Source organism: Streptomyces sp. NPDC002754, from assembly GCF_053592315.1.
In genome coordinates this window covers 53,166-67,783 of sequence record NZ_JBSFVM010000018.1, presented here as the reverse complement: position 1 = coordinate 67,783, position 14,618 = coordinate 53,166, and the positions used below count along the sequence as shown (strand labels likewise).

The 14,618-nt window shown below is 72.0% G+C and carries 10 protein-coding genes, 1 tRNA gene and 1 pseudogene; 9 read left to right on the top strand and 3 right to left on the bottom strand.

Going from position 1 to position 14,618, the window contains the following annotated elements:
- Nucleotides 1-53 precede the first annotated feature (53 nt).
- From tmk to ACWD2L_RS28340, 5 genes are all read left to right on the top strand, one after another.
- Nucleotides 54-3,242 carry a dTMP kinase gene (tmk, locus tag ACWD2L_RS28360; RefSeq protein WP_351334382.1) on the top strand — a complete coding sequence of 1,063 codons (3,189 nt, stop codon included), beginning with the start codon at nt 54-56 and terminating at the stop codon, nt 3,240-3,242.
- Nucleotides 3,243-3,394: 152 nt separating this feature from the next.
- Nucleotides 3,395-4,600, top strand: coding sequence for a DNA polymerase III subunit delta' (locus ACWD2L_RS28355; protein WP_351334380.1), 1,206 nt, complete (start codon nt 3,395-3,397; stop codon nt 4,598-4,600).
- A gap of 142 nt (nt 4,601-4,742) precedes the next feature.
- Nucleotides 4,743-6,320, top strand: coding sequence for an alpha/beta hydrolase (locus ACWD2L_RS28350; RefSeq protein WP_351334378.1), 1,578 nt, complete (start codon nt 4,743-4,745; stop codon nt 6,318-6,320).
- 94 nt (nt 6,321-6,414) lie between these two features.
- A tRNA-Thr gene (locus ACWD2L_RS28345) sits at nt 6,415-6,488 on the top strand.
- A 330-nt stretch (nt 6,489-6,818) separates the two neighbouring features.
- Entirely contained in the window at nt 6,819-7,487 is a 669-nt protein-coding gene (locus tag ACWD2L_RS28340; protein ID WP_351334376.1) for a VanZ family protein, read from the top strand.
- Nucleotides 7,488-7,575: 88 nt separating this feature from the next.
- On the opposite strand, the gene ACWD2L_RS28335 is transcribed toward ACWD2L_RS28340, so the two are convergent.
- Nucleotides 7,576-8,688 carry a PP2C family protein-serine/threonine phosphatase gene (locus ACWD2L_RS28335; RefSeq protein WP_451192180.1) on the bottom strand — a complete coding sequence of 371 codons (1,113 nt, stop codon included), beginning with the start codon at nt 8,686-8,688 and terminating at the stop codon, nt 7,576-7,578.
- 127 nt (nt 8,689-8,815) lie between these two features.
- Between ACWD2L_RS28335 and ACWD2L_RS28330 the strand changes: the two genes are divergently transcribed.
- Together ACWD2L_RS28330 and ACWD2L_RS28325 are read left to right on the top strand one after the other, a co-directional pair.
- Nucleotides 8,816-9,238: an ATP-binding protein gene (locus ACWD2L_RS28330; RefSeq protein ID WP_451192142.1), complete on the top strand. Its 423-nt coding sequence runs from the start codon at nt 8,816-8,818 to the stop codon at nt 9,236-9,238.
- A gap of 137 nt (nt 9,239-9,375) precedes the next feature.
- A pseudogene (locus tag ACWD2L_RS28325) lies at nt 9,376-9,444 on the top strand (Uma2 family endonuclease); the annotation flags it as partial.
- Between the two features lie 34 nt (nt 9,445-9,478).
- Here ACWD2L_RS28325 and ACWD2L_RS28320 read toward each other — a convergent pair.
- Together ACWD2L_RS28320 and ACWD2L_RS28315 are read right to left on the bottom strand one after the other, a co-directional pair.
- A complete protein-coding gene (locus ACWD2L_RS28320; RefSeq protein ID WP_351334370.1) occupies nt 9,479-11,173 on the bottom strand; it encodes a bifunctional 3'-5' exonuclease/DNA polymerase in 1,695 nt (564 codons plus the stop codon).
- A 274-nt stretch (nt 11,174-11,447) separates the two neighbouring features.
- The gene (locus ACWD2L_RS28315) at nt 11,448-12,290 is read right to left on the bottom strand and encodes a nitrilase-related carbon-nitrogen hydrolase (RefSeq protein ID WP_351334368.1); all 843 of its coding nucleotides are present in this window, start codon (nt 12,288-12,290) and stop codon (nt 11,448-11,450) included.
- Nucleotides 12,291-12,499: 209 nt separating this feature from the next.
- On the opposite strand from ACWD2L_RS28315, the gene bla reads away from it, so the two are divergent.
- On the top strand, nt 12,500-13,408 hold the full coding sequence (gene bla / locus ACWD2L_RS28310) for a class A beta-lactamase (RefSeq protein ID WP_351334365.1): 909 nt from the start codon (nt 12,500-12,502) through the stop codon (nt 13,406-13,408).
- A 39-nt stretch (nt 13,409-13,447) separates the two neighbouring features.
- Nucleotides 13,448-14,596, top strand: a complete 1,149-nt coding sequence (locus ACWD2L_RS28305) for a DUF2786 domain-containing protein (protein ID WP_351334362.1) — start codon at nt 13,448-13,450, stop codon at nt 14,594-14,596.
- Nucleotides 14,597-14,618: the final 22 nt, after the last annotated feature.

Below are 14,618 nucleotides of genomic sequence, written 5' to 3'. Positions count from 1 at the left end.
TCGCGTGGGGAACACACCTTCGGTGTGTCAGCGGGGCCCTATAGGCTGGACGAATGACCAGTGCCGAGCAGCCAACGGACCACAACACGGCCCCCGACGACGCCCTGGTAGCGGACTCGCGAGAGCGTGCGGTGCGCGCATTGCTGCGCGTACCGCAGTTGAAGCGACTGTGGTCGGCGCAGCTCGTCGGCGGAGTCGGCGACGTGATCGGGCTGCTCGTACTCGTGGTGCTGGCCGTCCAGACAGCCATCCCCGAGGAGTCGTTCGGCGGCGGATACCGGGGCGTGGCCTTCGCCGTCGCCGCCGTGTTCGGGGCGCGGATCCTGTCGACGCTGCTGTTCGGCGCCGTCCTGCTCGGGCCGCTGACCTCGCTGACGACGCCCGGCGGGCCGCTCGACCGGCGCTGGACCATGGTCGGCGCCGACGGAGTGCGGGCCGCGCTGCTCATCGTCGCCCCCCTGTGGATCGACTGGGTGCCGGACAACGCGCTGGCGATGCTCCTTGTGACGGCGTTCGTCGGCGGGGTCGCCGAGCGTTTCTGGACCGTCGCCAAGGCGAGCGCGGCGCCCGCGCTGCTGCCCCCGCCGCCGCTGGAGGGCGCGGCCGTCCGGCCGTTGCCCGACCACACGGACGCGCTGCGGCGGCTCTCGCTGCGCACCGGTTTCGTCGCCGTGCCGCTGGGCGCGGCCGGCCTCGTCGTCGTGACCCTCGTACAGAACCTGCTCGGCGCGGGCTTGGACTGGTTCGCCTCGCACCAGGTGGCGCTGTCGTCCTACGTGGGAGCGGGTCTTTTCGCCGCTTCACTGTCGGTCGTGTTCTTCCTGGAGCTGCCCGCCACGCAGACCCCGCGCGCGCGGTCGCCGCTGGAGGGGCTGCGCAGGCCCAGCACCGGCACAGGCGTGGACAAGGGCCGCACGGGCGCGATCCGGCTGCTCGTGCTCGCCTGCTCCTGCGTCGCCGGGGCGATCTCGGCGGCCGTCGCCGTGTCCGTGCTGCATGCCAAGGACCTGGGCGGTGGCCCGGTCACGTTCGGCCTGTTCGTGCTCGGCCTGACCGGCGGCACCGTCGTCGGCATCCGCACGGCGCCCAAGGTGCTGCAGGCGCTTTCGCGGCGCCGCCTCTTCGCCCTCGCCATCGCGCTCACGGGCATCGGACTTCTCGCGGCGGGCCTGGTGCCCGACGTGACGAGCGTGATCCTCCTCGTGACGCTCTCCGGGGTCACCGCGGGCATCGCGGCGAACACCGGGCACGCGTTGCTCGACCAGGAGAGCGAGGACGGCCGGCGGGCGCGCACGACCGAGCACCTGCAGGCCGTCGTACGCGTGTCCGTCGCGCTCGGCGCGCTGCTCGCGCCGGTCCTTGCCGCGCTGATCGGGCCGCACCACCTGGAGAGCGGAAAGTTCGTCTTCGCGCACGGGGGCGCCGCGTTCACGCTGATGCTCGTGGGCGCGCTGCTGCTGCCCGTCGCCGCGCTCGTGCTCGCCAAGGCCGACGACCGCAGCGGGGTGCCGCTGCGGCACGACCTGCGGGACGCGCTGCGCGGCGGGAATGACCCGGTGCAGGCCCCGGCCGCGACGGGCTTCTTCATCGCCCTGGAGGGCGGGGACGGCGCCGGCAAGTCGACGCAGGCCGAGGCGCTCGCGGAGTGGATCCGCGGCAAGGGCCACGAGGTCGTCGTCACGCGCGAGCCGGGTGCGACGCCGGTCGGCAAGCGGCTCCGGTCGATCCTGCTGGACGTGTCGTCCGCCGGTCTCTCGCACCGCGCGGAGGCGCTGCTCTACGCCGCCGACCGCGCGGAGCACGTCGACACGGTCGTCCGGCCCGCCCTGGAGCGCGGCGCCGTCGTCGTCTCCGACCGGTACATCGACTCGTCCGTCGCCTACCAGGGCGCCGGCCGCGACCTGTCGCCGACCGAGGTCGCCCGCATCAACCGGTGGGCCACGAGCGGTCTCGTACCGAACCTGACCGTGCTGCTCGACGTCGACCCGGAGGCCGCGCGCGAGCGGTTCACCGAGGCGCCCGACCGGCTCGAGTCGGAGCCGATGGAGTTCCACACGCGCGTGCGATCCGGTTTCCTGACGCTGGCGGCGAGCGACCCCGGTCGCTACCTGGTGGTCGACGCCGGGCAGGAGCCGGAGTCCGTCACGACCGTCATCCGGCACCGGCTCGACGTACTTCTCCCGCTCTCCGAGGCCGAGGTCAAGGCGCAGGAGGAGGCCCGCAAGGCCGCCGAGGAAGAGGCGCGCCGCAAGGCCGAGGAGGAGGCCGCCCGCAAGGCGGAGGAGGAGCGCCTGGAGCGCGAGCGCCAGGAACAGCTCGCCAAGCTGCGCGCCGAGGAGGAGGAGCGCAAGCGCCGCGAGCTGGAGGAGGCGCAGCGCCTGGAGGCCGAACGGAAGGCCGAGGAGGCGCGGCAGCGCGCCGAGGAGGAGCGCCGCAAGGCCGAGGAGGAGCGGGCCCGCCGCAAGGCCGAGGAAGAGGTCCGCGCCGCCGAGCAGGAGCGACTTCGTAAGCAGGCGGAGGACGAGGCGCGGCTGCGGGCCGAGGCCGAGGAGCGGCGCCTGGAGAAGCAGCGCAAGGCCGAAGAGGCGCTGCTGCGTGCTGAAGAGGCGCGGCGGCTCGCGGCCCAGGCCGCGGAGCAGGCGCAGCGCAGCGCGGGCGCGCCGACCGCGAACCTCCGCAAGGTCGAGCTGCCGAGCGAGGCGCCGGGCGACGGGGAGCCGGGCGGCGGGGCGCGCGGTGCCGGGGCGTCGGGCGGCAGGGCGTCGGATGACAGGGTGTCGGGCGCCGGGGTGGTGGACAGCGAGACGACCGTGCCGACGCCGATCGTGCGGCCCGACGCCGACGAGACCACGGTGTTGCCGAAGGTGCAGGACACCGACGAGACCACCGTGCTGCCGAAGGTGCGGGACGCGGAGGACGCGGAGGACGCCGAGGAGACGACGCAGCTGCCGCAGCCGCCCGCGCCCGGCCCGGCGGACGAGACGGCGGTCCTTCCGCAGGTGTCCGAGCCGGCGGACCGGGTGCCGAGCGGCTACTTCCGCGACGAGCGGCCCACCGCTCCCGGCCCGGACAGCCCCAACGAGCGCACGGCGGAGCTGCCCCAGGTCGACGAGAACGGCAAGCCGCGGCGGCCCCGGCCCGACTGGGCGGAGGAGACGCCGCTGGACGACCTGCCGTCGCTGGCGGACGAGCTTCTCGGCGGGCAGGACGAGGACGACAGCCGGGGTCGTCGACGCCGGTAAAGGTGGGCCAATCAAGCCCGCCTTTCGGACGTGAGCCCGCGGGGTCCGGGGCGGAGCCCCGTGGTGTGGGGCGGTCGGCCGTAACGGGATGTCAGTGGAGCCCGGCACAATGGCTGGAGTCGGGTTCGGGTGGCGAAAGGGACGGTGACCGCATGGCCGTATGGGACGACCTGGTCGGTCAGGACCGCGTGATCGCGGAGCTGGCCGCGGCCGCGCGGGACGCGGACGCCCTGGTGACGGCGACAACGGCCAAGACCCCGCCACCGACCGCGTCGAAGATGACCCACGCCTGGCTGTTCACCGGCCCTCCGGGCGCCGGGCGGGAGACCGCGGCCCGCGCGTTCGCGGCGGCCCTCCAGTGCGTCAGCCCGGACCGCGCCCTCGGCGGAGCCCCCGGCTGCGGGTTCTGCGACGGCTGCCACACCGCACTCCTCGGCACGCACGCGGACGTGTCGACGGTGGCGGCGGTCGGCACCCAGATCCGCGTCGACGACATGCGTGACACGGTCCGCAAGTCGTACACGTCACCGGCGGTCGGCCGCTGGCAGGTGATCCTCGTGGAGGACGCCGAGCGGCTCAACGAGAAGTCGGCGAACGCGGTCCTGAAGGCGGTGGAGGAGCCGGCCCCGCGCACCGTGTGGCTGCTGTGCGCACCTTCGGTGGAGGACGTACTGCCGACGATCCGCTCCCGCTGCCGCCTGCTCACCCTGAGTACGCCCGCCGTCTCCGCGGTCGCCGACATGCTCGTGCGGCGTGACGGTATCGAGCCGGACGTCGCGGCTGCCGTCTCCCGCGCCACGCAGGGCCACATTGAGCGGGCCCGCCGCCTGGCCACGGACCCGCGCGCGCGGGAGCGCCGGGCCGCCGTCCTGAAGGTGCCGCTGCGCGTCGAGGAGATCGGCGGCTGCCTCAAGTCGGCACAGGAGCTGGTGGACGCGGCCGCCGAGGACTCCAAGCAGCTCGCGGAAGAGGTCGACACCAAGGAGACGGACGAGCTGAAGGCGGCGCTCGGCGCGCAGAGCGGCGGGCGGATGCCGCGCGGCACCGCCGGAGCGATGAAGGACCTCGAGGACATGCAGAAGCGGCGCCGCACGCGCTCGCAGCGCGACAGCCTCGACCTGGCGCTCACCGAGTTGACGGTCGTCTACCGGGATGTGCTCGCGATGCAGCTCGGCTCGCGCGTGGACCTCGCCAACGTGGAGATCCAGGACACGTTGGAGCGGGTCGCCCGTAGTACGTCGCCGGAGTCGACGCTGCGGCGGATCGAGGCGATCGGGGCGTGCCGGGTCGCGCTGGACGGGAATGTGGCGCCGCTCCTGGCGGTGGAGGCGATGACGGTGGCGCTGCGCGCGGGCTAGGCGTCCTCCTACGCCACGGGGCTCCGCCCCGGACCCCGCGCCTCAAACGCCGGCGGGGCGCGAAATGCCTGTTCAATCGCCGCAGGGGCTTAAAGAAGGCACGCAAGGTGACCAGTTCGACGCGGAGCGTTACGCTCGGCCGATGGACTTCAGGCGTCACCCCCTCGCCCCACGCCGCCGACCCGCGGTGTTCGCCGTCGCCGGTGGGCTGCTGCTCGCTGCCATCTCCGCCTGCGCTTCGGGCAGTTCGGGTGCCCCGGATTCCTCGCTCGCCGCGCTGCCCCGCGCCACGCCGGCCGATCTGGCCCCGTATTACGACCAGGCCCCGAAGTGGCACGAGTGCGGCGTGCCCGGGTTCGAATGCGCCACCTTCAAGGCGCCGCTCGACTACGACAAGCCGTCCGCCGGCGACATCGACCTCGCCGTCTCCCGGAAGAAGGCCACGGGCCCCGGCAAGCGCCTCGGCTCGCTCCTGGTCAACCCGGGCGGCCCCGGCGGCTCGGCGATCGGCTACCTCCAGTCGTACGCGGGCATCGGCTACCCGGAGAAGGTCCGCGCCCGCTACGACATGGTCGCCGTCGACCCGCGCGGCGTCGCCCGCAGCGAGCCGGTCACCTGCCTCGACGGCAAGCGGATGGACACGTACACACAGACCGACGTCACCCCGGACGACAAGGCCGAGCGGGCCCGCCTGAGCGCCGCCTACAAGGGGTTCGGCGCCGGCTGCGAGACGTCGAACCGCACGTCGGGGCGGGTTCTGCCGCACGTCTCCACGGTCGAGGCGGCCCGCGACATGGACCTCGTACGTGAGGCGCTCGACGACAAGAAGCTGAACTACGTAGGCGCGTCGTACGGGACGTTCCTGGGGGCGACGTACGCGGGCCTGTACCCGGAGCGGGTCGGCCGGTTCGTGCTCGACGGCGCGATGGACCCGTCCCTGTCCGCGCGCGACATGAACGAGCAGCAGACCGCGGGCTTCGAGACGGCGTTCAAGTCCTTCGCGAAGGACTGTGCGAAGCGCTCCGGCTGCCCCCTCGGCACCGGCACCCCCGACCAGTCGGGCAAGCGCCTCAAGAAGTTCTTCACGACCCTCGACCGCGCACCGATCGGCACCGGCGACGAGAAGGGCCGCAAACTCGGCGAGGCCCTCGCCACGACCGGCGTGATCGCGGCGATGTACGACGAGGGGGCCTGGCCGCAGCTGCGCGAGGCCCTCACCGCGGCCATGAAGCACAAGGACGGCGCGGGCCTGCTCGCGCTCTCCGACAGCTACTACGAGCGCGAGCCGGACGGCACGTACTCGAACATGATGTTCGCCAACGCCGCGGTGAACTGTCTGGACCAGCCGCCGTCCTTCGCCTCGCCCGCGGAGGTCGAGAAGGCGCTCCCCGACTTCGAGAAGGCCTCCCCGGTCTTCGGCAAGGGCCTAGCCTGGTCCTCCTTGAACTGCGGCTACTGGCCGGTGAAGGCGACCGGCGAAGCCCACCGCATCACTGCCGACGGCGCCGCCCCCATCGTCGTGGCCGGCACCACCCGCGACCCGGCGACCCCCTACCGCTGGGCGAAGTCCCTAGCCGCCCAGCTCTCCTCCGGCCACCTCCTCACGTACGACGGCGACGGCCACACCGCGTACGGCCGCGGCAGCGACTGCGTGGACGGAGCGATCGACGACTACCTCCTGACCGGCACCCCTCCGGCCGACGGAAAGCGCTGCTCGTAGTGCATGTGCCCCGGCCATAAAGGCTGTGCGGAGCACGCCTTTGGAGCGTGTAGGATTGACCCCGTTGCTGACGCACTCCGGTGCGCGCGGCGGCGCCGCCTTAGCTCAGATGGCCAGAGCAACGCACTCGTAATGCGTAGGTCTCGGGTTCGAATCCCGAAGGCGGCTCCGGAGAAGCCCCAGGACTCACTCGCCGTGACCTGGGGTTTTTTCATGCCCGGGGCTTCTTGTGCGGGAGGCCGGAGGCGGCGACGTTCGCCGGCCGCGAGGCACTGACACTTCTGCGCGGCGCTGGGTGACGGCCAGGTCGCCCGATGTGTCAACCGGACTCTCTTGAGTCGGTCTTTCGGCGCAAAGCTGCGGCGCTCGCAGCAGCCGACCCGGGGACGCCCTCGGCGGTAACTCGCCGATATTTTCGGCATGTTGGGCGTCGGCACCGGGAGTCGGTGTTCGGTCCCTCGGCGTGTGTGGGATCAACTCCGGGGTATCCGGCTCCGCATGGACACTGAACCGCGCCTGCGGCAGCGCACTTGGGGTTGGCGGCTGATCCGTGGTCTCGTCATGGCGATCGGCTTCGTCTGCATGGTGGCGTTTGCCGTCGCGCTGGCGAAGGTCACTCTCGTCCCGTCAGCCTCGTCAGTGACGTTGACACACACCAACCTGCATCCCGGTAGTTCGATTCGTCTGTACTTCGAGCAGCCCGACTGGCGGGACACGATCAAGCAGGTCGGCGGGAACGTTCTCCTCGGGGTGCCGTTCGGTTTGCTGCTGCCGGTGCTCTTCCCTCGTACCCGGGGCTTCGTCCGGGTGGTGCTCATGACGGCGTTCTTGATGCTCACCGTCGAGATCGCCCAGGGCCTGATGGTCACCGGCCGGGCGTTCGACATCGATGACGTGATCCTCAACGCGGCCGGCGCCTTCCTCGGATATCTCGTTCTCGGCCGCGGGCTCGGCCGGGCCCTGCATCCGCGCCGCGCCCACTGGTGGCGCCCACGCGCCGAGGGGACGGAGAAGCGGGCTCCGGCCGGCACCCACAACAAGGGCCGAGAGGGCTGGAGTTGGGCCCGGTTCACGGGCGGCGTTCGCTCCGGTGCCAAGGTCACGAAGACTGCTCCTCCTGCGGGCGGGCCGGCCGGAGACCGCGGATCAGGGGCGCTTGGCCCGTAGCAGTGCGGGGAGTCCCTTGCCCGGGAGGGACCTTGTCGTCAGGCCGGAGTCGGCTCAGCGCGTACACGGAGCCGTATGCCGCCGGTCCTCAATGTGCGGTGGGGCTGCTGCGGCCCAACCAGTCGAGGCAGACGGCCAGTTCGTCGTCGGTCGCGGTGTCGCCCCGGTGTTCGGCCGGTTCGCGCAGGACAGCGCGGGGAACGGCTGCGGCCGGCAGCAGGCCGGCGGCCTGGATGGCGCGCGCGAGTGCACGTTCGCCGTACGCCTCGGCGTCCCGACCGGCGGTGGCGTACACACCGTCGCTCACGATGATCAGCCGGTCGCCGGGGCGCGCCTCGAAGTCCTGGGGCACATAGGGAGTGTCCTCGAACATGCCGAGCGGGAGCTGCGCGTCGAAGGGGACCCGTTCTATGACCTTGCCGCGCTGACGCCACAGTTGCGGAGAGCCCGCGTCGACCACCTGGGCTCTGCCGGTCGCGAGGTCGAAGGAGAGCAGCAGGGTCGAGACGTGCTGTCGGCCTTGGTGCTGGGCGTAGAGGGCCTGGTCGGCGAGGGCTGCCTGGTCGGCGATGTCGATGCCCGCGCGGCGTGCGTTGCGCGGGGCGTTGACCGCGAGGTTGGTCAGGAGGGAGGCCTGGATGCCCTCGCCCATGCCGTTGGTGATGGACAGGGTGAGGGTGTCCTCGGTCGTGGCCCAGTCGAAGTTGTCACCGTAGATGGCATAGGCCGGCTCCCACTGGGCGCCGATGGCGTACTCCTCGCGGGAGCAGGAGCGTCCGGGGAGAAGCTGCCACTGCATCTCGGCGGCGAGGGTGAGCCGGTTGACGCGGCGGGCCTGGAGGTAGAGGTCGGTGTCGCGTTCGGCCACGACGATTTCGTGCCCCAGGAACGCGGCGAGGTCCGTTAGCTCGTCGACGGCCTGGGGCGTGCATCTGTGCTTGGGGAGTCGAACGGTGAGGATGCCCAGTCTGTCGCCGCGTACGGTCACGGGCAGGTGGAGGTGCACCGCACCGTCCAACGCCGCGTACTGCCCGTACGGTTCCTGGCTGCCGAAGGCCCGCCCCTCAGCACTGTCGTGAAGGGACAGGCGCCCTGCCCCGAAGTGCGCCGAGCAGCCCTGTGACCTCGGTGGCGATGTCCGCCAGCTCCTGGGGGTCCGTAATAGAGCGTGGGCGCATTCACCCACTCTGCCACTTTCCAGGCGGCCGTGTCAGTACACGGTCGGCGCCGCACCACCCGCAACGTTCGCCTCACACGGGCGCCCGGGAACGGAGTTGGACCGGCCGATCGGGGCAGAAGGATGGTTCACGAGACCAGGCTTCCCCGCTATGGAGGTTCAGCACATGGGCCAGTCACAGATCATGGGCCGGCGAACCGAGCGTGTTCAGCACACGACGTGCCCGGCCACGGCGACTCAGGCGCGCCACGACATGCGCAGATTCTCCGCGGAACTCTCGCCCGCCCCGACCCCCGAGTCCATCGACAATGCGGTACTCGTGGTCTCCGAACTGGTCAGCAACGCACTGCGGCACGCAGGAGGTCTCACCGCCCTGCGCCTGGCCGCGGACCGCACCACCCTGGAGATCACCGTCCGGGACCCCAGCCACGCAACACCGCGGGAGCGCCCGGCGGATCTGAACGGGGCCGGGGGCGGGTTGGGGTGGCCCCTGGTGCGATTTCTCGCCCGCACCGTCACCGTCAATCCCTCCCGCCAGGGGGGAAAAGACGTACGCGCCGTCCTCACCCGCTAGCCTCCGGGATCGGCCCGGCTTCGGGCTTCCGGCTCCGTGGATGCCACGTGCCGGCCCGACGCTCCACCAACCGTCATGGCGCCCGGCCGGTGATCGAAGTGGCAGGAACTCCCCTTGCCACGGAAGGGCCGCGCGGACGGATCGTGAAGACGGACCAGTACGCCAAGGCCGGTATCGCCTTCTACTGGCGGGTCGAGCAGGCCGCGCGGCAAGGTGTCGGCGAACTCATGCCGGTGTGCGTCACTTGGCGTCCGCGTAGCACTCCACCACCGCCACCGTGAACGGGAAGCGGACCGGGGTTTCGCCGAAGGTGAGGCGGGCTGCCAGGTCGGCTGCTTCGTGGATCGCCTCGGTCACGCGGTCTGTCTCCTCGGCCGGGCAGTGCACGATCACCTCGTCGTGTTGGAAGAAGACCAACTCGGCTGCCATGTACGTGAGTTCGCGGCGCAGTGCGGCGAGGACGAGGAGGGTCCAGTCGGCGGCGCTGCCCTGTACGACGAAGTTGCGGGTGAAGCGGCCGCGGGCGCGGGAGTTCGATGAGGAGTACCCGTATCCGGGCGTCGGGCCGGTGGTGTCCGTGGGCTGGCCGGGATCGTCCTGGGGGATGCCGGCTTCGTCGGGCTCGGCGGAGCCGGCGGCGGGTGGGCAGGTGCGGCCGAGCCAGGTGCGGACGAGGCGGCCCTCTTCGCCCGCGCGTGCCGCCTCGTCGACGTACGCGACCGCCTTCGGGAAGCGGCGTCGCAGCAGGGCCAGGTTCTTCAGGCCGTCGCCCGAGGTCTGGCCGTATATGGCGCCGAGGACCGCGAGCTTGGCCTGGGTGCGGTCACCGGCGAACGCCCGGTCGGAGACCGCCTGGTAGAGGTCGGCGGCCTGGCCCGAGACGTCCATGAACGCGGGGTCGCGGGAGATCGCGGCGAGGACCCTGGGCTCCATTTGGTCGGCGTCCGCCACGACGAGTCGCCAGCCCGGGTCGGCGACCACCGCGCGGCGGATGACCTTGGGGATCTGCAGGGCGCCGCCGCCGTTCGTCGTCCACCGGCCCGAGACCGTGCCGCCCGGCAGGTACTCGGGTCTGAAACGGCCGTCCCTGACCCAGTCCTGCAGCCAGGACCAGCCGTGCGCCGTGTAAATCCGGTAGAGCTTCTTGTACTCGATGAGCGGTGCTACGGCGGGGTGGTCGATGGTCTCGATCTCCCAGCGGCGCGTGGAGGTGAGCTTGATGCCGGCGTGGGCGAAGGCCTTGATGACGTCGGCGGGGAGGTCGGGGCGCACCGGTCTGCCGAACGCCTCCGACACCTCGTCCGCCAGCTCGGCCAGGCGGCGCGGCTCGCCGCCGCCTCCGTAGCGCTCGCCGAGGAGTTCGGCGAGGACCGCGCGGTGCACGTCCGCCCGCCACGGCAGGCCCGCCGCGTGCATTTCGGCGGCCACCAGCATGCCTGCCGACTCGGAGGCGGTGAGCAGGCGCATGCGACCGGGCTGCCCGGTGGCCTCGTGGCGGCGCTGCTGATCCGCGTACACGTCGATGAGGTCCGTGAGCGGTACGTCCACGGGTGGGCGGGGTTCGAAGAGGGACGACTGGGAGCCGGGGGCGGCGACGCGGGGTGGCGGGTCGGGTGGGACCGGGGCGCCCTTGAGTCTGGCGAGGGCCGCCGCGGCGGAGTGGGGGTCGCCGTGCCGGCCCTCGTGGGCGAGGAGGAGGTTTTCGGCGGCCTCGATGTCGTAGCAGCGGTCGATACGGATGCCGGCGGCGAGCAGGTGGGGGTATACGGCGTGGGTGTCGCGCCAGACCCAGCGGGTGACCTCCGGGTGGGAGCGGAGTGCTGCCGCGAGGTTCGGTTCGTGGGTGATCGGTCCGGCGGGGAGGCCGTCCGGGCGTAGCGGAACGAGGTGCGTTCCGCCGTGCTCGGTGGGGGCGAGGGCCCATCGTTCGGTCACGTAGCCGAGTGTCACATCAGGCACTGACAACGTGTGTGCTGCGACGGCGTTGCGGCCTCGGGGCTCTGCCCCGGACCCCGCTGCTCAATCGCCGCAAGGGCTTGAAAAGCCTGCTCAAACGCCGCAGGGGCTTGATTGGCTCGACCCCCGCGGGGGCTTGAAAGGCCTGCTTGGTTGGCTCAAGCCCCTGCGGGAAAAAAGGGCTGCTCGATCGTCGCGGGGGATTGAAAGATGCTGCTCAACCCCCGCAGGGCTTGATTGGCCCGGTCGTTGACTAGCTGTCGCCGCCCTCGTCGATCAGGCGGCGGACCTCGCGGTCGATCAAGCCCAGGCGGGCTTCCGCCACCAGAGGGACCGCTCTGCGTTGGCGGCGGGCCTCGTGGACGTCGATGTCGACCGTTACGAGGCCCGGTTCCCACTGTGGCGCCTGCGCCACCACCGTGCCGCGCGGGTCGACGACGCGGGAGCCGCCCCAGAAGGACGCCCCGTTCTCGTTGCCGACGCGGTTCACGAAGACGACCCAGCACTGGAGCATCTTGGCCGTGTAGGAGAGGAGGGTGTCCCAGTAGAGGGTGGTGTCCATGGCCTCCGGGTCGAGCGTCGCCGCGCTGTTCGCGGGGACGAACAGGATCTCCGCGCCGTCCTGCACCGCCAGCCACGGAAGCACCGGCTGCCACGCGTCGTTGCAGACCAGCGTCGCCGCTCTGCCGTGGTCGCCGGGCAGGTCGTACGCGCGGGAGTGCTGGCCGGGGCTGACGTGCTTGCGCTCCTCCCAGGCCAGGTAGTTCGGGAGGTACAGCTTGCGGTGGGCGTGCAGCAGGGCGCCGCCCGCGTAGTAGGCGGAGGTGTTGTACGCGCGCAGGCTGGTGTGTTCGTGCAGGCCCACCATGACGTCCGGGCCGTCCGGGGACGTGAGGCCGAGCAGTCGCGGATCGTTCGTGGCGATCGACGTGTCCGACTTCAGGCCGCCCAGGTGGTAGCCGTGCAGGCTCAGTTCGGGGAAGACGACCAGGTCCGCGCCTTGGTCGCCGGCCTGCGCGATCTGTTCGCGGGCCGTCTCCAGGTTGGCGTCCACTTCGCCGAGTTCGCAGTCGGTCTGCGCCAGTGCCACTCTCATGCCCCCGAGCCTCGCATGTCGCGGAGGCCTCTGGCACCTCGGTGACCTCTGGGATGTCGGTGGCCCCTGGTATCCCGGTGGCCCCTGCTGTCCCGGTGGGTCGCAACCGATCGGGTGGGCAGGACTGTCCTCGTATTCGGACTCGTACGCGTATCCGTGCTCGTACCGGTCGAAAGATCGTCGTCGCGAAGAAAGGGCCACCCCACACCGTGTCCACCACCCGCCGCGCCATCCTCACCACAGCGACCGCCATCGGCGCCACCGCGTTCGCCGGTACCGCCACCGCCCGAGCGGCGACCGGTGGTGCGCACGCCGAGTCGGCCGATGGCCGCTTCACCGCACTTGAGCGCCGGCACGGCGCCCGACTCGGCGTGTTCGCGCACGACATCGGTACCGGGCGCACCATCCGGCACCGCGCCGACCAACGCTTCCCGATGTGCTCCACGTTCAAGACGCTCGCCGTCGCCGCCGTGCTGCGCGACCTCGACAAGGACGGCGAGTTCCTGGCTCGTCGCGTCCACTACACGCAGGCAGACATCGACCGCGCGGGCGGCGCCCCCGTCACCGGGAAGCCGGAGAACCTCGCGCACGGCATGACCGTCTCGGAGCTGTGCGGCGCCGCGATCTCGTACAGCGACAACACGGCGGCCAACCTCCTTATGAAGTACCTCGGTGGCCCAACCGCCGTCACCCGCTTCGCCCGCTCGACCGGTGACCGCACGACCCGCCTCGACCGCTGGGAGCCCGAGCTGAACTCGGCCGAACCGGGCCGCGTCACCGACACCAGCACGCCCCGCGCGATCGGCACGACGTACGCGCGGCTGGTCCTCGGCGACGCCCTCGCCCCCGCCGACCGCGACCGGCTGACCCGCTGGCTGCTCGCCAACACCACCAGTGGTGAACGGTTCCGCGCGGCCCTGCCCGCCGACTGGGTGCTCGGCGACAAGACCGGCACGGGCTCGTACGGCACCGCCAACGACGTCGGCATCGCCTGGACGCCGGACGGGGCGCCGGTGATCCTCTCGGTCCTGTCGACCAAGCCGGACGAGGACGCCGAGGGCGACAGCCCGCTGGTGAAGCGGGCCGCCGAGCTGATCGTCGAGTCGCTGAGCCGTTAGCTCTCTCCCGCCTCCCGCCACGGCTGAGATCATGGCCGTATGAGTGGTACGAGCAGTGACAGCACGGTCGAGCGGGCCTTCGCCGCCGCCCTCCACGACGGCGGCGACCTCGACACCGGTGCTTCGCTGCTCGCCGCCGACCCGTCCGCGGACACCGAACTCGCCCTGCGGGGGCGGGAGTTCATGCGGCGGGCCTGGGAGCGCGGCTGGCAGCCGGCCGACGTGCTGCGGATGGTCGTACGGGAGGAGGGCCTTGATGCCGCCCACGAACGGCTCGCGGCCCGTCTGATCCGCACCGAGACCGAGCGGTACGAGAACCTGCCGCCGCGCTGGGCCGCCCAGCTCGCCGACCTTGCCGAGCTGTCGGTGGAGGAGTACGCGCGCGTGGACCGGTTCTCGGGCGCCACCACCGCCCTGGAGCTGTACCGGCTGCTGGCGCGACTGCCCGCGATCGAGCCGGTCGGCCCGGTACCCGGTGAGTCGATCACCGTGCCGGTGGCGGGTGAGCCGCGCGCCCTGGCGAGGATCCGCGCGCTGCTCGCCAAGGCGGAGCGGACCGGGTACCCGCCGGAGGCGGAGGCGCTGTCGGCGAAGGCGCAGGAGCTGATGGCCCGGCACTCGGTCGACGAGGCGCTGCTCGCCTCCCGTACGCACACGAAGGACGCGCCCGCCGCCTGCCGGATCGGCGTCGACGCCCCCTACGAGACGGCGAAGGCGGTTCTCCTCGACGCGGTGGCGGGCGCCAATCGCTGTCGCGCGGTGTGGAACTCGGCGTTCGGGTTCTCGACGGTGGTCGGATTCGAGGCGGATCTGGAGGCTGTGGAGGTGCTTCATACGTCGCTGCTCGTGCAGGCCACCGCCGCGATGACGCGCGCCGAGGCCGAGCAGCGGGCGGGCGGCAGGAAGCGTACGAAGACCTTCCGGCAGTCGTTCCTCGCCGCGTACGCGCACCGGATCGGGGACCGGCTCGCCGCCGTCGCCGAGCGGGTGACGGGTGAGGTGGATGAGGCGGACGAGGTCCTGCCGGTGCTCGCCGCGCGGGACGTTGCGGTCGCGGGGCGGGCCGAGGAGATGTTCCCCGAGACCGTGACGACGCGGGTGAGGGGCGTCACCGACGGGGCGGGCTGGGCCGAGGGCACCGAGGCGGCGCAGCGGGCCCGCCTGGACGGGCAGCCGCGCCTTCCCTAGGGCCGGACTCCAGGCGGCAGCC